A 16,151-nucleotide genomic window follows, 5' to 3' on the forward strand; every position below is an offset into this window, starting at 1 on the left:
TTTTGCCATGCGGGCGCGGCGAAGTCCAGAAAAGGCCAAGCCCTTGTCAGAGGCCGAATTTGGACCAACTATCCGGGGATGAGCAAAGCTTTTACGAAGGAAGACGACAGCGAGGTCGAATTCGAGGACGAGGCTGCCGAGCTTCCCGGCGGCGTCACGAATTATATGACTCCGGATGGGCTGCAGCGATTGCGCGACGAATTTCGCCGCCTGCAGCAAGACGAGCGGCCGAAAGTGGTCGAAACCGTCGCCTGGGCGGCGGGTAATGGCGACCGCTCCGAGAATGGCGATTACATCTATGGCAAGCGCCGCCTGCGCGAAATCGACCGGCGCATGCGGTTTCTGCTGAAGCGGATCGAGAGCGCCGAAGTCGTCGATCCGAAAAAGCAGAAGGACAAGTCGCATGTCTTTTTCGGTGCGACGGTGACTTATTTGAACGGCGAGGGCGAAGAGAGGACCGTCCGTATCGTCGGCATCGACGAGGCGCGCGCGGAATTCAACGAGATCAGTTGGATTTCGCCGGTTGCCCGGGCGCTGCTCAAGGCCGAGGAAGGCGATGAGGTCGAAGTGCGCGTGCCGAAAGGCATCGACCGGCTGGAGGTTCTGAAGATCGCTTATTGAAACGGCCGGGCGAAACCCCGGCCGTGAAAGAGCAGCGATCGAACGCGTGACTTGCTAATGCGCGGCGCCGTGGCCACCACCGCCACCGTGACCGCCCCCGCCATGACCGCCTCCGCCGCCACCACGGGGCCGTCCGCCACCAGGTCGTCCGCCACCGTGCCAGCCACCGCCGCCGGGCCGTCCGCCGCCGCCGTGCCAGCCGCCGCCACCACCACCGTGCCAACCGGGTCTCGGCCGCCATCCGTGGCGATAGCCAGGCGCATACCCGCCGTGCCAGCGCCAGCCATGCCAACCGACAGGGCCGCCCCAACCGGCACCGTAATTATAGGCATAGCCGCACCAGTACCAGCCAGGGCCATTCCAGCCGTTGTCGTACCAGCAGTAGTTGCGGCCGCCGAAGGCGAAGGCGCCGGCGATACCTGTGAGAAGGCCCGCCGCCACGTCACCGGCATCTTGGGCTTGCACCGGTTCGGAGACAGCGAGCGTACCGGCAACGAAAGGCACGAGCGCGACAAGCGAAAGTTTGGAACGAGGCATAAATCCCCCTTGCTCGATGAAACGAGGCGCAGATCGAACCACGCCGATCTTGACGGGTCAATCTGGCCAACGGCGAAGCATCCTGTGCCAAGTCCGATCTCGGTCCGAAGCAGAGGATGCCGCATGTTCAAAAGATCCGGCATCCTCGCGGTGCATCGCCGCACATCAGTCGACGCTTCAGCCGAGATTAAGTTCCTTGAAGAAGTCATTGCCCTTGTCGTCGATGACGATGAAAGCGGGAAAATCCTTCACTTCGATTCGCCAGATGGCTTCCATGCCAAGCTCTGGATAGGCGAGAACGTCGACCTTGGTGATACAATCCTGCGCCAGCTGCGCTGCGGCGCCGCCGATCGAGCCGAGATAGAAGCCGCCATGTTTGGCGCAGGCCTCGCGTACTTGTGACGAGCGATTGCCTTTCGCGAGCATCACCATCGAACCGCCGGCCGCTTGAAACTGATCGACAAACGAATCCATGCGTCCGGCCGTCGTCGGGCCGAAGGAGCCCGAAGCATAACCTGCCGGCGTCTTCGCTGGGCCGGCGTAATAGACCGGATGGTTCTTAAAATAATCCGGCAGCGGTTCGCCGCGCTCAAGCTTTTCGCGCAGTTTCGCATGCGCGAGATCGCGCGCAACGATCATCGGGCCATTGAGCGAAAGCCGCGTCTTGATCGGATAGCGCGACAAGGTCGCAAGAATCTCGGACATCGGCCGGGTGAGATCGATGTTCACCACATCGCCGCTGAGATCATCCGTGGCAACAGACGGCAGATATTTTGCCGGATCGTGTTCCAGCTCTTCGAGGAAGACGCCGTCCTTGGTGATCTTGCCAAGTGCCTGGCGGTCGGCCGAACAGGAGACGCCAAGGCCGATCGGCAGCGACGCGCCATGTCGCGGCAGCCGGATGACGCGCACGTCATGGCAGAAATATTTGCCGCCGAATTGCGCCCCGACGCCGAGATTTTGCGTCAGTGCAAAAATCTCCTCTTCGAGCGCGCGATCGCGGAAGGCCTGTGCCGCCGCGCTGCCGGTTTCGGGCAGCGTATCGTAATAGCGCGTCGAGGCGAGCTTCACCGTCTTCAAATTGAGCTCGGCCGATGTGCCGCCGATGACGATAGCGAGATGATAGGGCGGACAGGCCGATGTGCCGAGCGTCAAAATCTTTTCTTTGAGGAAGGCGATCAGCCGATCGTGCGTCAACAGCGATGGCGTGCCTTGATACAAAAACGTCTTATTGGCCGAGCCGCCGCCCTTGGCCATGAACAGAAACTTGTAGGCGTCATCGCCATCGCTGAAGATTTCGATCTGCGCCGGCAGATTGGTCTTCGTATTCGTCTCTTCGAACATCGAAAGCGGCGCGAGCTGCGAATAGCGCAGGTTTTTCCTCTCGTAAGCGTTCCAGATGCCTTCGGCGAGCGCGGCCTCGTCATTGCCTTCGGTGAAGACACGGCGGCCCTTCTTGCCCATCACAATCGCGGTGCCGGTGTCCTGGCACATCGGCAGAATGCCGCCGGCGGCGATATTGGCGTTCTTCAAAAGATCGTAAGCGACGAACTTGTCATTGTCGGTCGCTTCCGGATCGTCGAGGATTCTGGCGAGCTGGGCGAGATGGCCGGGCCGCAGCAGATGGTTGATGTCGATCATCGCTGCTTCAGCAAGAAGCCGCAGCGCTTCGGGCTCGACAACGAGCATGTCGCGGGCGCCGAACTTTTCGATGCGCACGCCTTGATCGGTCAATTTACGGTAGGCCGTTTCGTCCTTGGTCGCAGGAAAGATCGGGGCGTAATGAAACGTCATCGCGGCGCTTTCTTCCTTATCCTCGCGCCGGACGGCGCATCGCTTCGGGCTGCTATAGCAACCCGCGGACGCGGCGTCGATTCTGCCGGATTTGCGAAGGCCTTCAAGGCACGAATGCGAAGCTGCGCTTATGCAAGCCGAATTGGGCTTTGAGCTTCGTCGGGGTCAGCCCTTCCTGGCGCAGGGCGCGCAGCGATTTCGCCCGCAGGCTTTTCGACAGTTTTCGGCCGGCGGCGTCGCGCAGCAGCTCGTGGTGATGATAATCCGGCGCCGGCAGATCGAGCAGAATTTGCAGCAAGCGGTGCAGACCCGTCGCCATGAACAGATCTTCGCCACGCACCACATCCGTCACGCCCTGCAGCGCGTCGTCGACGACGACGGCGATGTGATAGCTTGCCGGCACATCCTTGCGCGCGAGGACGGCATCGCCCCAGAGCGCAGGTTCGGCCTTGACGCGGCGCGGTTCGCTGCCGCCGCCGTATTCGCGCCAATCGATCGGTTGATGCACCTCTTTGAGCGCCGCGGCCATGTCGAGACGCCAGGCTGCCGGCTGGCCAGCCTTGAGACGGCGCTGGCGCTCGGCCGACGAAAGCTGCTTGCAGGTGCCGGGGTAGAGCGGCGAATCGTCAGGGTCTCGCGGCCAATCCGGCCGCTCGGAGGTCGCGGCGACGACATCGGCGCGCGAGCAGAAGCAGGGATAGACGAGGCCGCGCCTCTGCAGGCTTGCCAAGGCGTCGCGATAGGCGTCGAAATGCTCGGACTGGCGGCGCACCGGCTGCTGCCATGCGAGACCAAGCCAAGTGAGATCGTCAAGGATCGCCTGCTCGAACTCCGGCCGGCAGCGTTCGAGATCGATATCCTCGATCCGTAACAAGAGCTTGCCGCCGGTGGCCATCGCCATCTCCTGGTTCAGCAGCGCCGAAAAGCCGTGACCGAGATGCAGATAGCCGTTCGGCGACGGGGCGAAGCGAAAGACGCGCGAGATGTAGGATCGGGTCATCGACGGGGTCAACGCTGCGTCAAAAGGCTAGCCGGCCCTGCCGGCGCGCCTGCCCATTATAAAACCACCCGATTAAAAATGGGATGACTGCGCGCTGCGGCAAGGCTTACTCGGCCTTGCCGATTGCGTGACTTTTTGCAAAACGGACAGGTCTCTTCGCTGTGTCCCTGGAATTTCGCATGGCTGCCAGTCTCGACGGTCCCCGGCTTGCGCCCAAAGGGCGAGCCAAGCAGCTCGTCGTCTTCCTCCACGGCTATGGCGCGGACGGCAACGATCTCCTCGCCATCGGCCAGCAATGGCAGGACTTTTTGCCCGATACGGCCTTCGCCGCGCCGCACGCGCCCGAACCCTGCGCGCAGGCGCCGATCGGGCGGCAATGGTTTCCGCTGTCGCTTCGCGACGAAACCGAATTGTGGCCAGGCGTCGTTCGGGCGCAGCCGGTGCTCGATCAATTTCTCGATGCCGAACTCGCCCGCTACGGCCTCGGCGATGACCGGCTGGCGCTTGTCGGCTTCAGCCAAGGCACGATGCTCGCCTTGCACGCCGGGCTCCGGCGCAAGCGGGCTCCGGCGGCGATCCTCGGCTATTCGGGCCTGCTTGCCGGGCCCGAGCATCTGGCCTCGGCGCAAGCCAAGGATGGCAAGGGCAGACCACCGCCGATTCTGCTCGCCCATGGTGATCAAGATGAGGTGATCCCGGTCGATGCCATGTTCATCGCTGCCGAACAATTGGCCGAGGCGGGCATTCCGGTACAATGGCATCTGGCGCTCGGTATCGGCCATGGCATCGACGGCGGCGGCCTCTTGCACGGCGCTCTGTTTCTCGCCAAATCGCTCGGGCTTCCAGCGCCGGCTCCGCGGGGCCTGGGGTGACCGATGCGCGCGAAACTCCTCTTTCTGATCATAATTGTTGCCCTTGCCCCCCATCCCGCCTTTGCCGGATGCGACGCGGACACGATCGAGACGATTTCAGAGGACGGCGATTTGATCGTTCTTCAATCGGGCTTATCGTATGACGTTGATTTGACTGACCAATCCACCGCTGCTCAATGGTCAGAAAATGAAGACGTGTTGGTATGTGACGACAAGATCATCAACAAAGACGAAAACGGCGAGGCTGTGGGTGTCTCGCAGCATTGAGTGAGCTCGCTTGATAAAGCCGCACGTTCCGGTCCGATGCGTTAACCCGGCGCAATGCCGGCAGGGCGGGTGCCAAGTACCGGCTGTAACGGCTGGAGCGCGGGGCTGGTGCGCCGCAGTCCGACGGGCCGGTAAAGCTGCTTCATCGCTTCGACAAAAATGACGCCGGCGCCGGGGAGCGAGAGTTTGGCGCCGATCTTTTCGAACAGCGGCGCCGAGCGCAGCACGATCTTGCCCTCGAAGGGGGCAAAATAGAGCGCCTCGCCCCAATGGGTCGGCGAGAACAGCGCATCGCGCATCAGATCGCGAAGCTGACTGCGCGAATAGGGCTGGCCGTTGCCGAAGGGCGTCGTATCAAGCTGCGCCCAAAGTCCGGCGCGGCGCGGCGCAATCGCCAGCATCCGACCGCCGGGCGTGAGAATTCGCCAAATCTCTCCGAGCAATTCGCGTGGATGTTCGGCAATCTCCAGAGCGTGGATGACCAGCACGCGATCGATGCAAGAATCGGGCAAGGGCAGCATGCCGGTCTCGATCAGCGCCGAGGCGGAAGGACCAGGCTCCGGCCAGTTCACGACGCCTTGCCCCGCCGGCATGAAAGCGAGAACCCGCAAGGCATCGCCGCGGAACATTTCGAGATAGGGCGCAGCATAGCCGATCCCGAGCACCGCCTGGCCGATACAATTGTCGAAGCGCGCCCGGATCGCTTCGCCGAGAAAACGCTCCGTCGCCCGGCCCAAGGGGGAATCGTAAAAGCTGCGCAGATCGACGATATCGAGCGTCATGGGGCTTTCCTCGCACGCCGACCCGGCTCGCGGAAAGGCTTTTTCGCGTTATAAGGTGCGACGGGCGGCTTGGCCGCTGCGGTTAAATGGACGGCGCCGCAAGACAGGTCCAAGAGCTTTGGAACATGAGCCTCGAAATCCATCAGTTTCTCTGCCTAAGCGACAATCTCTGCGTTCTGCTGCATGACGCGGCGACCGGCGCCACAGCCGCGATCGATGCGCCGGATGCGACGCCGATCATCAGCGCGCTCGCCACGAAGGGCTGGGCACTGTCCGACATCCTGCTCACGCATCATCATGCCGACCACATCCAAGGTGTGCCCGGCCTCAAGGCCGTGTTCCCACACGTGCGGGTCAGCGGCCCGGCGCTCGAAGCCGATCAGATCGGCGGCCTCGACCGTGAATTGAGCGAGGGCGACAAGGTTATGATCGGCACGCGCGAGGCGCAGGTGCTCGGCGTGCCGGGCCATACGCGCGGCCACATCGCCTATTGGTTTGCGGCCGACCATTTGCTGTTTGCCGGCGATACGCTGTTCGCAATGGGCTGCGGCCGCGCCTTCGAGGCGCCGCCGGCGGTGCTCTATCGTTCGTTGATGAAGCTCGCCGACCTGCCGCCTGAGACACAGGTCTATTGCGGCCACGAATATACGCTGGCCAATGCCCGCTTTGCGCTCAGCGTCGACCCGGAGAACCAGACCTTGCGCCGCCGGGCCGAGGCGGTCGCCGCGCTGCGTGCCGGAGGCCGATTGACCTTGCCAACGCGGATCGATCTCGAACGCGCAACCAATCCATTTTTGCGCGCCGGCGAAGCCGCAATCCAACGCAGCCTCGGGCTTCAGGATGCGCCGGCAGCGGAGGCCTTTGCCGCTTTGCGCGAGGCTAAAAATCGCGCCTGACGCGGCGCACGCTCATTCCTTCGGCGCCAATTGCTCGAGCCGCTTCTGCATCTCGTCGAGCTGACGTTTCATCTCATCGAGATCGGCCTTGCCCGAGCCTTCGCCTGCGGCGCCCGAAGGCTCCGCTTCAGCCGCAGGCTTCGCTGCGGCAAAAGGCGAGAACATGGTCAGCGCCTGGCTGAACAAGGCCATGTTCTTGCGGGTCTGCTCCTCGAGCGAGCCGAACATCTGCCGGGTCGGCGCCGTGAGCGGCGAAACCCCAAGCGCCGCCTCGAATTGCTCGCGGAATTTGTGCTGATCGCTCGTCAGCTTGTCGATGGTAAATTCGAGATAGCTCGGCACCAGCATCTGGATGCTGTCGCCATAAAAGCGGATGAGCTGGCGCAGGAACGCGATCGGCAGCAGGCTCTGCCCGTTCTTGCCCTCCTGCTCGAATATGATTTGGGTCAACACCGAGCGGGTGATTTCTTCGCCTGTCTTGGCATCATAGACGACGAAGTCCTCGCCCTTCTTCACCATTTCGGCGAGATCTTCGAGCGTCACATAAGCGCTGGTGCCGGTGTTATAGAGGCGACGATTGGCATATTTCTTAATTGTGGTGGGCTGCTTGTCGTTAGCCATGTCGGATAACCACCCCTAGAAAGAGATCAGCATCAAACAAATGTCCGCAAACCGCTGCGCGGACTGCAACATAAGCGTTTTATTGCCGTGCGAAAACCCAAATTGCATCGTCCGAAAGGACGATTGGGGATTTTCTTGACGCCGCCAACCCGGAAATGCTGAGAATGGTTTATGCGGCCGGCGCGTCAGCCGGGCGAAGCTTTGCCCAGGGAGAGTGAGTCATGTCGCGCGAGGTCGTCATCGTAGCTGCGGCGCGGACCGCGGTCGGCGCTTTCAACGGCGCTTTTGCCACGATTCCGGCGCATGAGCTGGGCGCTGCCGCCGTCACCGCTGCGTTGCAGCGCGCCAAAGTCGAGCCAGCCGAAGTCGATGAAGTCATCCTCGGCCAGGTCCTCGGCGCAGGCGAGGGGCAAAACCCGGCGCGCCAAGCGGCGATGAAGGCCGGGGTGCCGAAGGAGAAGACGGCTTTTGGCCTCAATCAGGTGTGCGGTTCCGGGCTGCGTGCCGTCGCGCTCGGCATGCAGCAGATCGCCAGTGACGATGCCAAGATCGTCGTTGCCGGCGGCCAGGAGAGCATGTCGCTGTCGCCGCATGTCGCGCATCTGCGCGCCGGGACCAAGATGGGCGATGTGAAATTCATCGATTCGATGATCAAGGACGGTCTGACCGACGTCTTCAATAATTATCACATGGGCATCACCGCGGAGAACGTCGCCGCCAAATGGCAGATCAGCCGCGAGGAGCAGGATAAATTCGCGCTCGGCTCGCAGAACAAAGCCGAGGCGGCGCAGAAGGCGGGCAAGTTCACTGACGAGATTGCACCCTTCACCGTCTCGACCCGCAAGGGCGATGTCGTCGTCGACAGCGACGAATATATCCGCGCCGGAACGACGCTTGAGGGTCTCACAAAATTGAAGCCGGCCTTCTCGAAGGACGGCACGGTGACGGCCGGCAATGCTTCGGGCCTCAACGATGGCGCCGCGGCGCTCGTTCTGATGAGCGCCGAGGAAGCGCGTGCGCGGGGGCTGACGCCGCTGGCGCGCATCGCCGCCTGGGCAACCGCCGGTGTCGATCCCGCGGTGATGGGTTCGGGCCCCATTCCGGCGACGCGCAAAGCGCTCGATAAGGCCGGCTGGAAGGTCAAAGATCTCGATCTCGTCGAGGCGAACGAGGCGTTCGCGGCGCAGGCCCTCGCCGTCAACAAGGATCTCGGCTGGGATCCCGCCATCGTCAACGTGAACGGCGGCGCGATTGCCATCGGCCATCCGATCGGCGCCTCCGGCGCCCGTATCCTGACCACGCTGCTTTACGAATTGCAGCGCCGCGGCGCCCATAAGGGATTGGCGACCCTGTGCATCGGTGGTGGCATGGGCATTGCTCTCGCGGTGGAGCGCTAAGGCATCGGGCGAAAATTGCCCCGAAGCCTTTGCGTTCGATCAATGTTGTATCCCGCCTAAAGGAGAATGTTCGCGCGTGCTGCAGGGGGCTAAACATTTCTCTCAAAATCCGCTGATAAGCAAAGCGCCGAAGCTGGCGTCGATCTAGGGAAGGAAGCAGATGGCACGCGTGGCGGTGGTGAGCGGCGGCACGCGCGGAATAGGCGCGGCCGTCAGCAAAGCTTTGGCGAAGTCGGGTTATCGCGTTGCGGCGGTCTACGCCGGCAACGATGAGGCGGCGGCCAAATTCAAGAGCGAAACGAGCATTCCCGTTTACAAATGGGATGTGTCGGACTGCGAAGCTTGCGCGAGCGGCCTCAGTAAGGTCACGGCCGATCTCGGGCCGGTCGAGGTTCTCATCAACAATGCCGGCATCACCCGCGACGCGATGCTTCATAAGATGAAGCCCGAGCAATGGTACGGCGTCATCAATACCAATCTCAATTCGCTGTTCAATATGACCCGGCCGGTGATCGAGGGCATGCGCGAGCGCGGCTTCGGCCGTATCGTCAACATCTCGTCGATCAATGGATTAAAGGGCCAGATGGGGCAGACGAATTATGCCGCCTCGAAGGCTGGCGACATCGGCTTCACCAAGTCGTTGGCGCAGGAGAATGCCAAGAAGGGCATTACCGTCAACGTCATCGCCCCGGGCTATATCGCAACCGAAATGGTACAGGCGATTCCGAAGGACGTCCTGGAGAAGACCATCCTGCCGCAAATTCCCGTCGGCCGCCTCGGCAAGGTCGAAGAGATCGCGCGCTGCGTCCTTTTTCTCGTCTCGGATGACGCCGGTTTCATCACCGGCGCGACGCTTTCGGTCAACGGCGGCCAGTTCATGGCCTGACCGTTCCATGAACGGCGAAGCGGCGGACCTTATTCTTCCGCCGACTTCTGCTTCAGCACCTGCCGGCCACCATACATGCCGGTCTTGAGATCGATGTGATGCGGCCGGCGCAATTCACCGGAATCCTTATCCTCGACATAGGTCGGCGCCTTCAGCGCGTCGGCAGAACGGCGGAAGCCGCGCTTCATCGGGGAGGTTTTCCGCTTCGGGACAGCCATCGTCAGCTCCAGAAATAATAAGGCCGGCAAGCTGCCGGCGAATGGGTTGAGGGGCTGATACACGCAATCGGGCGTTCTGGCTATCCAAAAATCGCCGCATCTCCACGCCCGATCCGCCGGGAGAGATAAAATACCATAAAATCAATATTTTGCTCCTTTCGCCGGGCATTCATTTTACGCAAGTAAGATTGGTCTCGCCGGCATGGATGCGGTCTTCGACGATGCGGGCGTGGATGAGGACATGGCGGTTCGGCCTGAGCACGTTGCGGCGGTGCGGGTCGGGCAGGACGGCCGCCATCAGCGCCGCCTGGCGTAGCGTGAGGTCGGCCGCAGGCTCGTGGAAATAGAAGCGGGCCGCCGCCTCGGCGCCGAAAATGCCATCGCCCCATTCGGCAATATTCAAATAGATCTGCAGAATGCGCCGCTTCGGCCAGACGAAATCGAGGACCAGGGCGAGCGGAATTTCCAGCGCCTTGCGGATGTAGGAATGGCCCGGCCAGAGGAAGACGTTCTTGGCCACCTGCATGGTGATGGTCGAGGCGCCGCGCGAGGGGCCGCCGATGCCGCTTTCGTCGATCACCTCGCGCATGGCGCCCCAATCGACGCCGTGGTGATGGCAGAAATGCGCGTCCTCCGAAGTGACCACGGCGGCGCGCAGGGCCTCGGACATGCGGCCAAGCGGAACGGAGTCCTGATCGATCTTCTCATGCAGCAGCATCCGCCCGAGCATCAGGGTCGAGATCGGATTGATGAAGCGGAAGGTGACGATCAGGCCCGCAAGCAGCAAGACGAGCAGCAGGATGAGCCGCAGGCTCCACCGCAGGGCGGTGCGAAGCGTCTGTAAAAGCCGAGCGTTTCGGGCCATCCGCGAGCCTTGACCGATCTTCCGCGATGGGGCAAGCGGAACGCCGAAATCGGTTTAAGGCAGGGGATTATGGCGGAAACGGCGGCACAGGAGTTTCAGGCGCGGCTCGGGCAGGTGGCCGAGGCCACCGAGCACATGCTGGACCGCTTGCTGTCGGACAAAGCGCTGCCCGGCGAAACCGTCCGTCCGGCGCATTTTCTTGGCGCCGTCCGCTATGCGAGCCTTGGCGGCGGCAAACGGCTGCGGCCGTTTCTGCTCGTCGAAAGCGCACGGCTTTTCGGCATCGAGACCGAGGGGGTCTTGCGGGCCGGCGCGGCGCTCGAGATGATCCATTGTTATTCGCTGGTGCATGACGATCTGCCGGCGCTCGACAATGACGATCTGCGCCGCGGCCGCCCGACGACGCACAAGGCTTATGACGAGGCGACCGCTATTCTCGTCGGCGACGCGCTGCTCACTTACGCCTTCGACGTGACGGCCGATCCTGCGACCGATCCGGACCCGGCGATCCGCGCCGCACTGGTCTTGGCGCTGGCCCGTGCCGCCGGCATCGGCAATATGGTCGGCGGCCAAGTCATGGACCTCGAAGCGGAAGTCTCGCAAAAGCCGCATACTGCGGAACATGTGATTCAGCTGCAATCGATGAAGACCGGCGCGCTGCTGCATTATGCGGTCGAGGCGGGTGCGATCTTTGCCCGTGCCGACGACAAAGCACGCGCGGCCTTGTCGCGCTATGGCAGGGCGCTCGGCGCCGCCTTTCAGGTGGCCGACGATATTCTCGATGTCGAGGCCGACGAGGCGGCGCTCGGCAAGCGCGCCGGCAAGGATGCGGACCGCAACAAGGCGACGCTTGTCGCCGCCTTGGGGCTCGATGCGGCACGCAAGCGCCGCGATGCCTTGGCGCAGGAGGCGATCAGCGCGCTCGACCCGTTCCCGCAGCACCGGGCGGCTATCCTGAAGGAAGCGGCACGCTTCGCCGTGGCGCGCAAAAATTGAGCGAGGCGCCGGTGTCCCCGCGGCGTCGTCGTCGCCGCCTGATCTGGCCTTTTCGCGTCGTCCAGGCACGGCCGCGCCTGTTCATCTGCCTGCTGCTTGGCGTGGTCGTGGGCCTTGCGCTGCCAAACGATATTCGCACCATCACCCGGGTTCTGCTCGGCTGGAACGCCGGGGTTTTTATTTATTTCATCGCCGTCGGCATGATGGTTGCCTCCGCCAACGAGCATTCGATCGCGCGCCGCGCGGCGGCACAGGACGACGGCCGTTTCAGTATTCTGTTCTTGACGATCTTTGCTGCAACGGCGGCCTTCGGCGCGATCTTCTATCAATTGCTGCTGGTCAAGGATGTACACGGCCTGCAGCGCGCCTTTCATCTCATTCTCGCTGCGGCGACGGTGCTAAGCGCCTGGACTTTCATCCATGTGATGTTCGCGCTGCACTATGCCAATGAATGTTTTGCGGAGCGCGAGACGAAAACCTCGCCGGCGGCAAAAGCGCGTGGCGGGCTTCGCTTCCCCGGTGATCAGCAGCCCGACTATCTTGATTTCTTCTATTTTTCCTTCGTGATCGGCGTTGCCTGCGCGACTGCCGACGTGAACATCACGTCGCGGATTATGCGCCGCACGGCGACGATCCACAGCATCGTCGCCTTCTTCTTCAACAGCGCCGTGCTGGCACTGACGATCAATATCGCAGCGGGGCTGGTTTAAGAGCCGGTCTTCAAGCGTCGAACGTTGAAATTGAATCGCGCGGCGCTTTCACGTCGTTCTCATCGCATCGGACTTGTCCGAAACCGCTTCGCACTTTTCGGTCCGATGCTTTATCGCTGCGTATAAGGATGGCCGAACGGAAAGCCGGAATCGTCGTCCTCGTCATCTCCGGCCGGGCCGTAATAACCGGCAAAGAACGGTGAGCCGACGCCGTCGACGGGATTGTAGACGCCGTAGCTATAGGCCGATTCGGGTGTCGGCATTTCCCAGCTATAGTTTTCGACAGCCTGGTCGCGCGCCGCCGCAATGACCGGCGGGACGGCCCAAGGCGGCGGCGCGTTGCGCATATGATAGCGCCAAGCCCCGACGCGATATTGATAGGGCAGCGGATAGAAGCCGACGCCGCCATGGGGGTCGCCGACGAGCTCCTGATAATGCCCCTGTCTCGAATAGACCTTGCCCGGCTGCATCACGCCGACCGACATGCCGCCGATCGTGCGGTAATGGCTGTAGTGCGCCGCGTGGTGATGGTGCCTGGCGGCGGCCTGAGCGCCGGCCGAGCCGAAGGCGAGCGCGAGCGCGCCCGCGAAAGTCAAAGAAGCCCAGCCCTTGCGCATTGCTTGATCTCCCTGCAGCCTGAGATCGGCTGCTCCGTGCCGCAACACTTGCCGTTGAGCTTTAATATAGTCTTCCGAATCGCTCTGCGGTCCTTGCGGGCGATCAAAAGACCGTCAGTTGCGCAAAAAGTGCGCAAAAACATTCAATCGAATTTTAAAGAAACGCCGCCTATTCCCGCGGCGTCTTATTACGCCGCGTTTTATTCTGCGGCGTCTTGGGCGTTCCCGAAGCGGTGTTCGATATAATCCTGCACCATGGCCTTGAACTCGGCGGCGATGCCTTCGCCGCGGAGCGTGACCGCCTTCTTGCCGTCGATGAAGACGGGCGCCGCCGGCGTCTCGCCGGTACCGGGTAGGGAGATTCCGATGTCGGCATGTTTGGATTCGCCCGGGCCGTTGACGATGCAGCCCATCACCGCGACGTTGAGCGTCTCGACGCCCGGATAGCGGGTCTTCCAGCCGGGCATTTCATCGCGGATATAGGCTTGGATGTCGCGCGCCAGTTCCTGGAAAACGGTCGAAGTCGTGCGGCCGCAGCCGGGGCAGGCGGCGACGAGCGGCACGAAGGTGCGAAAGCCCATCGTCTGAAGAATTTCCTGACCGACTTTGACCTCGAGCGTGCGGTCGCCGCCCGGCTCCGGCGTCAGCGAGATGCGGATCGTGTCGCCGATGCCCTGCTGGAGCAGGACGCCCAAAGCGGCGGAGGAGGCAACAATGCCTTTCGAGCCCATGCCCGCCTCGGTAAGGCCGAGGTGGATGGCATAATCGCTGCGCGCGGCGACCATGCGGTAGACCGTGATCAGGTCCTGAACGTTGGAGACCTTGGCCGAGAGGATGATGCGGTCGCGGCCGAGACCCAGCTCTTCGGCGCGCGCGGCGGAGAGCAGCGCCGACTGCACCATCGCCTCGCGGGTGACGGCGCTGGCGTCGAGCGGAGCCGGGGAATTGGCATTCTCGTCCATCAGGCGTGTGAGCAGCTCCTGGTCGAGCGAGCCCCAATTGGCGCCGATGCGAACCGCCTTGCCGTTCTTGATCGCGCATTCGATCATCGCGGCGAATTGCGTGTCGCGCTTGTCCTTGAAGCCGACGTTGCCGGGATTGATGCGATATTTGGCCAGCGCCTCGGCACAGGCCGGATGATCGGCGAGCAGTTTGTGGCCGATGTAATGGAAGTCGCCGATAAGCGGCACGTCGATGCCCATCCGGTCGAGTTTTTCGCGGATATGGGGCACCGCCGCCGCGGCTTCGTCGCGGTCGACGGTGATGCGGACGAGTTCCGAGCCGGCGCGGGCGAGGTCGGCGACCTGCTTGACGGTTGAATCAACGTCGGCCGTATCGGTATTGGTCATCGACTGGACGATGATCGGGCCGCCACCGCCGACCGTGATCGCGCCTTTGCCCGAGCCGACCTTGACGCCGACCGAACGGCGGCGCGGGGCTGGGCCGCTGGCGAGCACGGTGGACGGATCGATCGCGCGTGTCAGTGTCTCAGACATGGAAACCTTCTTCTTTGGTGCCCGGCGGGGCAACGCTTTAAGCAGCCTCTCAGCATGACCGCGTCATGACGGCAATTGCCGGGAGTGGTGCTTAAAATTGCCGCAGCCGTCAAGCGGTGCATGCGCCTGTTCCTTGGCTCAAGCCTGCGCCCCCTTATTGCCGCACGATCGGCAAAGTCCTGTAATCTCAAGGATTTGATTGTGCGGCGCGAAGCCCGATTCGATGCCCAAAGCGGCAATTTCCCGGTGCAGCGGCTTCGACGTCGCCTCGCTCACCGATCCGCAGGTTTCGCAGATCAGGAAAACCACTGGCTCTTCGTGCCGATGGCCGTGGGGGCAAGCCAGAAAAGCGTTGCGCGAGGCGAGGCGGTGGACGAGCCCGCTTTCGAGCAGGAAATCAAGGGCCCGATAGACGGAAATGGGCGCCGGATGCTTGCCGGTCGCGGCGGCGATCTTTTCGATCATATCATAGGCGCCGAGCGGGCGGCCCTCTTCGGTCAGGATTTCGAGCACGCGGCGGCGGCCGGGCGTGAGTTTCGTGCCCTCGCGGCGACAAAGATCCTCGGCATTGGCCAAAGCACTGCGCAGAGCGGCGACGGTGAGGGCTTTTTTCGGCCGCGACGGCGGCACGCGCGATGCAGTCATGTTTCCATTATATCCGCCTGCGATCACAAAGGCGACAGCCGTCACCTTTCGGCCCGCTTCCCGCTTGCCTAATGTGCCGGCTGAGATCGCGATGCCGCCGGCGCGGCCCATACTCGAGGAGTTATGTATGACGCTCAAGACACGCAATGCCATCGTCACGGGCTCGACCAGCGGCATCGGCCTCGCCATCGCCCGGGGCCTGGCCGCGGAAGGCGCCAATGTCGTCATCAACGGCTTCGGCGATGCCGACGCGATCGAAAAGGAGCGCAAAGCCATTGAAAAGGATTTCGGCGTCAAGTCGATCTATTCGCCGGCCGACGGCACCAAGCCCGACGCGGTGCGCGGCATGGTGAAACAGGCCGAGGCCGATCTCGGCAGCGTCGACATCCTCATCAACAATGCCGGCATTCAGCATGTCGATCCGATCGAAAACTTTCCGGTCGAACTTTGGGACAAGATCATCGCGCTCAATCTTTCGGCCGCCTTTCACGCGATCGCCGCCGCCATCCCCGGCATGAAGGCGCGCAAATGGGGCCGCATCATCTCGACCGCCTCGGCCCATTCGAAAGTCGCTTCGCCGTTCAAATCGGCCTATGTCTCGGCCAAACACGGCATTGACGGCCTCACCAAGACGGCGGCGCTGGAACTCGCGACATTCGGCGTTACGGTCAATTGCATTTCGCCCGGCTATGTCTGGACGCCGCTCGTCGAAAAGCAGATTCCGGATACGATGAAGGCGCGCAACCTGACTCGCGAACAAGTCATCCAGGACGTGCTGCTGAAAGCGCAGCCGACGAAGGAATTCGTGACCGTCGATCAGGTCGCCGCGCTTGCGGTCTTCCTGTGTTCGGACGCTGCGGCTCAGATCACCGGCGCCAATCTTTCGATCGATGGCGGCTGGACCGCCGAATAAGCTTGAGAGGGGAGCCGG

At 62.5% G+C, this 16,151-nt stretch carries 19 protein-coding genes; 9 read left to right on the top strand and 10 right to left on the bottom strand.

From position 1 onward, the window contains the following. Positions 1 to 78: 78 nt before the first annotated feature. Positions 79 to 621 (top strand): transcription elongation factor GreB, encoded by a 543-nt coding sequence (gene greB / locus Q0025_RS00560; RefSeq protein WP_297295042.1) that lies wholly within the window; start codon positions 79 to 81, stop codon positions 619 to 621. A 54-nt stretch (positions 622 to 675) separates the two neighbouring features. On the opposite strand, the gene Q0025_RS00565 is transcribed toward greB, so the two are convergent. The 3 genes from Q0025_RS00565 to gluQRS form a co-directional block, all read right to left on the bottom strand. Then, positions 676 to 1,158 carry a hypothetical protein gene (locus Q0025_RS00565; protein WP_297295043.1) on the bottom strand — a complete coding sequence of 161 codons (483 nt, stop codon included), beginning with the start codon at positions 1,156 to 1,158 and terminating at the stop codon, positions 676 to 678. A gap of 177 nt (positions 1,159 to 1,335) precedes the next feature. Continuing rightward, positions 1,336 to 2,952: a fumarate hydratase gene (locus Q0025_RS00570; RefSeq protein WP_297295044.1), complete on the bottom strand. Its 1,617-nt coding sequence runs from the start codon at positions 2,950 to 2,952 to the stop codon at positions 1,336 to 1,338. Positions 2,953 to 3,055: 103 nt separating this feature from the next. After that, entirely contained in the window at positions 3,056 to 3,952 is an 897-nt protein-coding gene (gene gluQRS / locus Q0025_RS00575) for a tRNA glutamyl-Q(34) synthetase GluQRS (RefSeq protein ID WP_297295045.1), read from the bottom strand. A 179-nt stretch (positions 3,953 to 4,131) separates the two neighbouring features. Between gluQRS and Q0025_RS00580 the strand changes: the two genes are divergently transcribed. Both Q0025_RS00580 and Q0025_RS00585 read left to right on the top strand, forming a co-directional pair. Further along, on the top strand, positions 4,132 to 4,824 hold the full coding sequence (locus Q0025_RS00580) for a dienelactone hydrolase family protein (protein ID WP_297295046.1): 693 nt from the start codon (positions 4,132 to 4,134) through the stop codon (positions 4,822 to 4,824). A 3-nt stretch (positions 4,825 to 4,827) separates the two neighbouring features. Then, positions 4,828 to 5,091 (top strand): hypothetical protein, encoded by a 264-nt coding sequence (locus tag Q0025_RS00585; protein WP_297295047.1) that lies wholly within the window; start codon positions 4,828 to 4,830, stop codon positions 5,089 to 5,091. 41 nt (positions 5,092 to 5,132) lie between these two features. Here the strand turns inward: Q0025_RS00585 and Q0025_RS00590 are convergent, their stop codons facing one another. Beyond that, on the bottom strand, positions 5,133 to 5,873 hold the full coding sequence (locus Q0025_RS00590; protein ID WP_297295048.1) for a methyltransferase domain-containing protein: 741 nt from the start codon (positions 5,871 to 5,873) through the stop codon (positions 5,133 to 5,135). A gap of 125 nt (positions 5,874 to 5,998) precedes the next feature. On the opposite strand from Q0025_RS00590, the gene gloB reads away from it, so the two are divergent. Next, positions 5,999 to 6,769 carry a hydroxyacylglutathione hydrolase gene (gene gloB / locus Q0025_RS00595; RefSeq protein WP_297295049.1) on the top strand — a complete coding sequence of 257 codons (771 nt, stop codon included), beginning with the start codon at positions 5,999 to 6,001 and terminating at the stop codon, positions 6,767 to 6,769. Positions 6,770 to 6,781: 12 nt separating this feature from the next. Here gloB and phaR read toward each other — a convergent pair whose 3' ends face one another. After that, entirely contained in the window at positions 6,782 to 7,390 is a 609-nt protein-coding gene (phaR, locus tag Q0025_RS00600; RefSeq protein ID WP_297295050.1) for a polyhydroxyalkanoate synthesis repressor PhaR, read from the bottom strand. Positions 7,391 to 7,611: 221 nt separating this feature from the next. Here phaR and Q0025_RS00605 point away from each other — a divergent pair, with 221 nt between their 5' ends. Continuing rightward, positions 7,612 to 8,787, top strand: coding sequence for an acetyl-CoA C-acetyltransferase (locus tag Q0025_RS00605; protein WP_297295051.1), 1,176 nt, complete (start codon positions 7,612 to 7,614; stop codon positions 8,785 to 8,787). Between the two features lie 160 nt (positions 8,788 to 8,947). Further along, the gene (phbB, locus tag Q0025_RS00610; RefSeq protein ID WP_297295052.1) at positions 8,948 to 9,673 is read left to right on the top strand and encodes an acetoacetyl-CoA reductase; all 726 of its coding nucleotides are present in this window, start codon (positions 8,948 to 8,950) and stop codon (positions 9,671 to 9,673) included. A gap of 29 nt (positions 9,674 to 9,702) precedes the next feature. Here phbB and rpmF read toward each other — a convergent pair whose 3' ends face one another. Both rpmF and mtgA read right to left on the bottom strand, forming a co-directional pair. After that, positions 9,703 to 9,891 carry a 50S ribosomal protein L32 gene (rpmF, locus tag Q0025_RS00615; RefSeq protein WP_297295053.1) on the bottom strand — a complete coding sequence of 63 codons (189 nt, stop codon included), beginning with the start codon at positions 9,889 to 9,891 and terminating at the stop codon, positions 9,703 to 9,705. A gap of 169 nt (positions 9,892 to 10,060) precedes the next feature. Beyond that, positions 10,061 to 10,756, bottom strand: a complete 696-nt coding sequence (gene mtgA, locus Q0025_RS00620; RefSeq protein ID WP_297295054.1) for a monofunctional biosynthetic peptidoglycan transglycosylase — start codon at positions 10,754 to 10,756, stop codon at positions 10,061 to 10,063. A gap of 69 nt (positions 10,757 to 10,825) precedes the next feature. On the opposite strand from mtgA, the gene Q0025_RS00625 reads away from it, so the two are divergent. Next, positions 10,826 to 11,752 carry a polyprenyl synthetase family protein gene (locus tag Q0025_RS00625; protein WP_297295055.1) on the top strand — a complete coding sequence of 309 codons (927 nt, stop codon included), beginning with the start codon at positions 10,826 to 10,828 and terminating at the stop codon, positions 11,750 to 11,752. A gap of 11 nt (positions 11,753 to 11,763) precedes the next feature. Next, positions 11,764 to 12,462, top strand: coding sequence for a DUF1345 domain-containing protein (locus Q0025_RS00630; protein ID WP_297295056.1), 699 nt, complete (start codon positions 11,764 to 11,766; stop codon positions 12,460 to 12,462). A gap of 110 nt (positions 12,463 to 12,572) precedes the next feature. Here the strand turns inward: Q0025_RS00630 and Q0025_RS00635 are convergent, their stop codons facing one another. The 3 genes from Q0025_RS00635 to Q0025_RS00645 all read right to left on the bottom strand — a co-directional run bounded on the left by Q0025_RS00635 (position 12,573) and on the right by Q0025_RS00645 (position 15,220). Beyond that, positions 12,573 to 13,079: a hypothetical protein gene (locus tag Q0025_RS00635; RefSeq protein WP_297295057.1), complete on the bottom strand. Its 507-nt coding sequence runs from the start codon at positions 13,077 to 13,079 to the stop codon at positions 12,573 to 12,575. A 200-nt stretch (positions 13,080 to 13,279) separates the two neighbouring features. Then, a complete protein-coding gene (gene ispG / locus Q0025_RS00640) occupies positions 13,280 to 14,575 on the bottom strand; it encodes a flavodoxin-dependent (E)-4-hydroxy-3-methylbut-2-enyl-diphosphate synthase (RefSeq protein ID WP_297295058.1) in 1,296 nt (431 codons plus the stop codon). Positions 14,576 to 14,713: 138 nt separating this feature from the next. Then, on the bottom strand, positions 14,714 to 15,220 hold the full coding sequence (locus Q0025_RS00645; protein WP_297295059.1) for a transcriptional repressor: 507 nt from the start codon (positions 15,218 to 15,220) through the stop codon (positions 14,714 to 14,716). Positions 15,221 to 15,347: 127 nt separating this feature from the next. Between Q0025_RS00645 and Q0025_RS00650 the strand changes: the two genes are divergently transcribed. Then, on the top strand, positions 15,348 to 16,133 hold the full coding sequence (locus Q0025_RS00650) for a 3-hydroxybutyrate dehydrogenase (protein WP_297295060.1): 786 nt from the start codon (positions 15,348 to 15,350) through the stop codon (positions 16,131 to 16,133). Positions 16,134 to 16,151 lie beyond the last annotated feature (18 nt).

The organism is uncultured Methylovirgula sp. (assembly GCF_947646745.1).
Classification (GTDB): domain Bacteria; phylum Pseudomonadota; class Alphaproteobacteria; order Rhizobiales; family Beijerinckiaceae; genus Methylovirgula.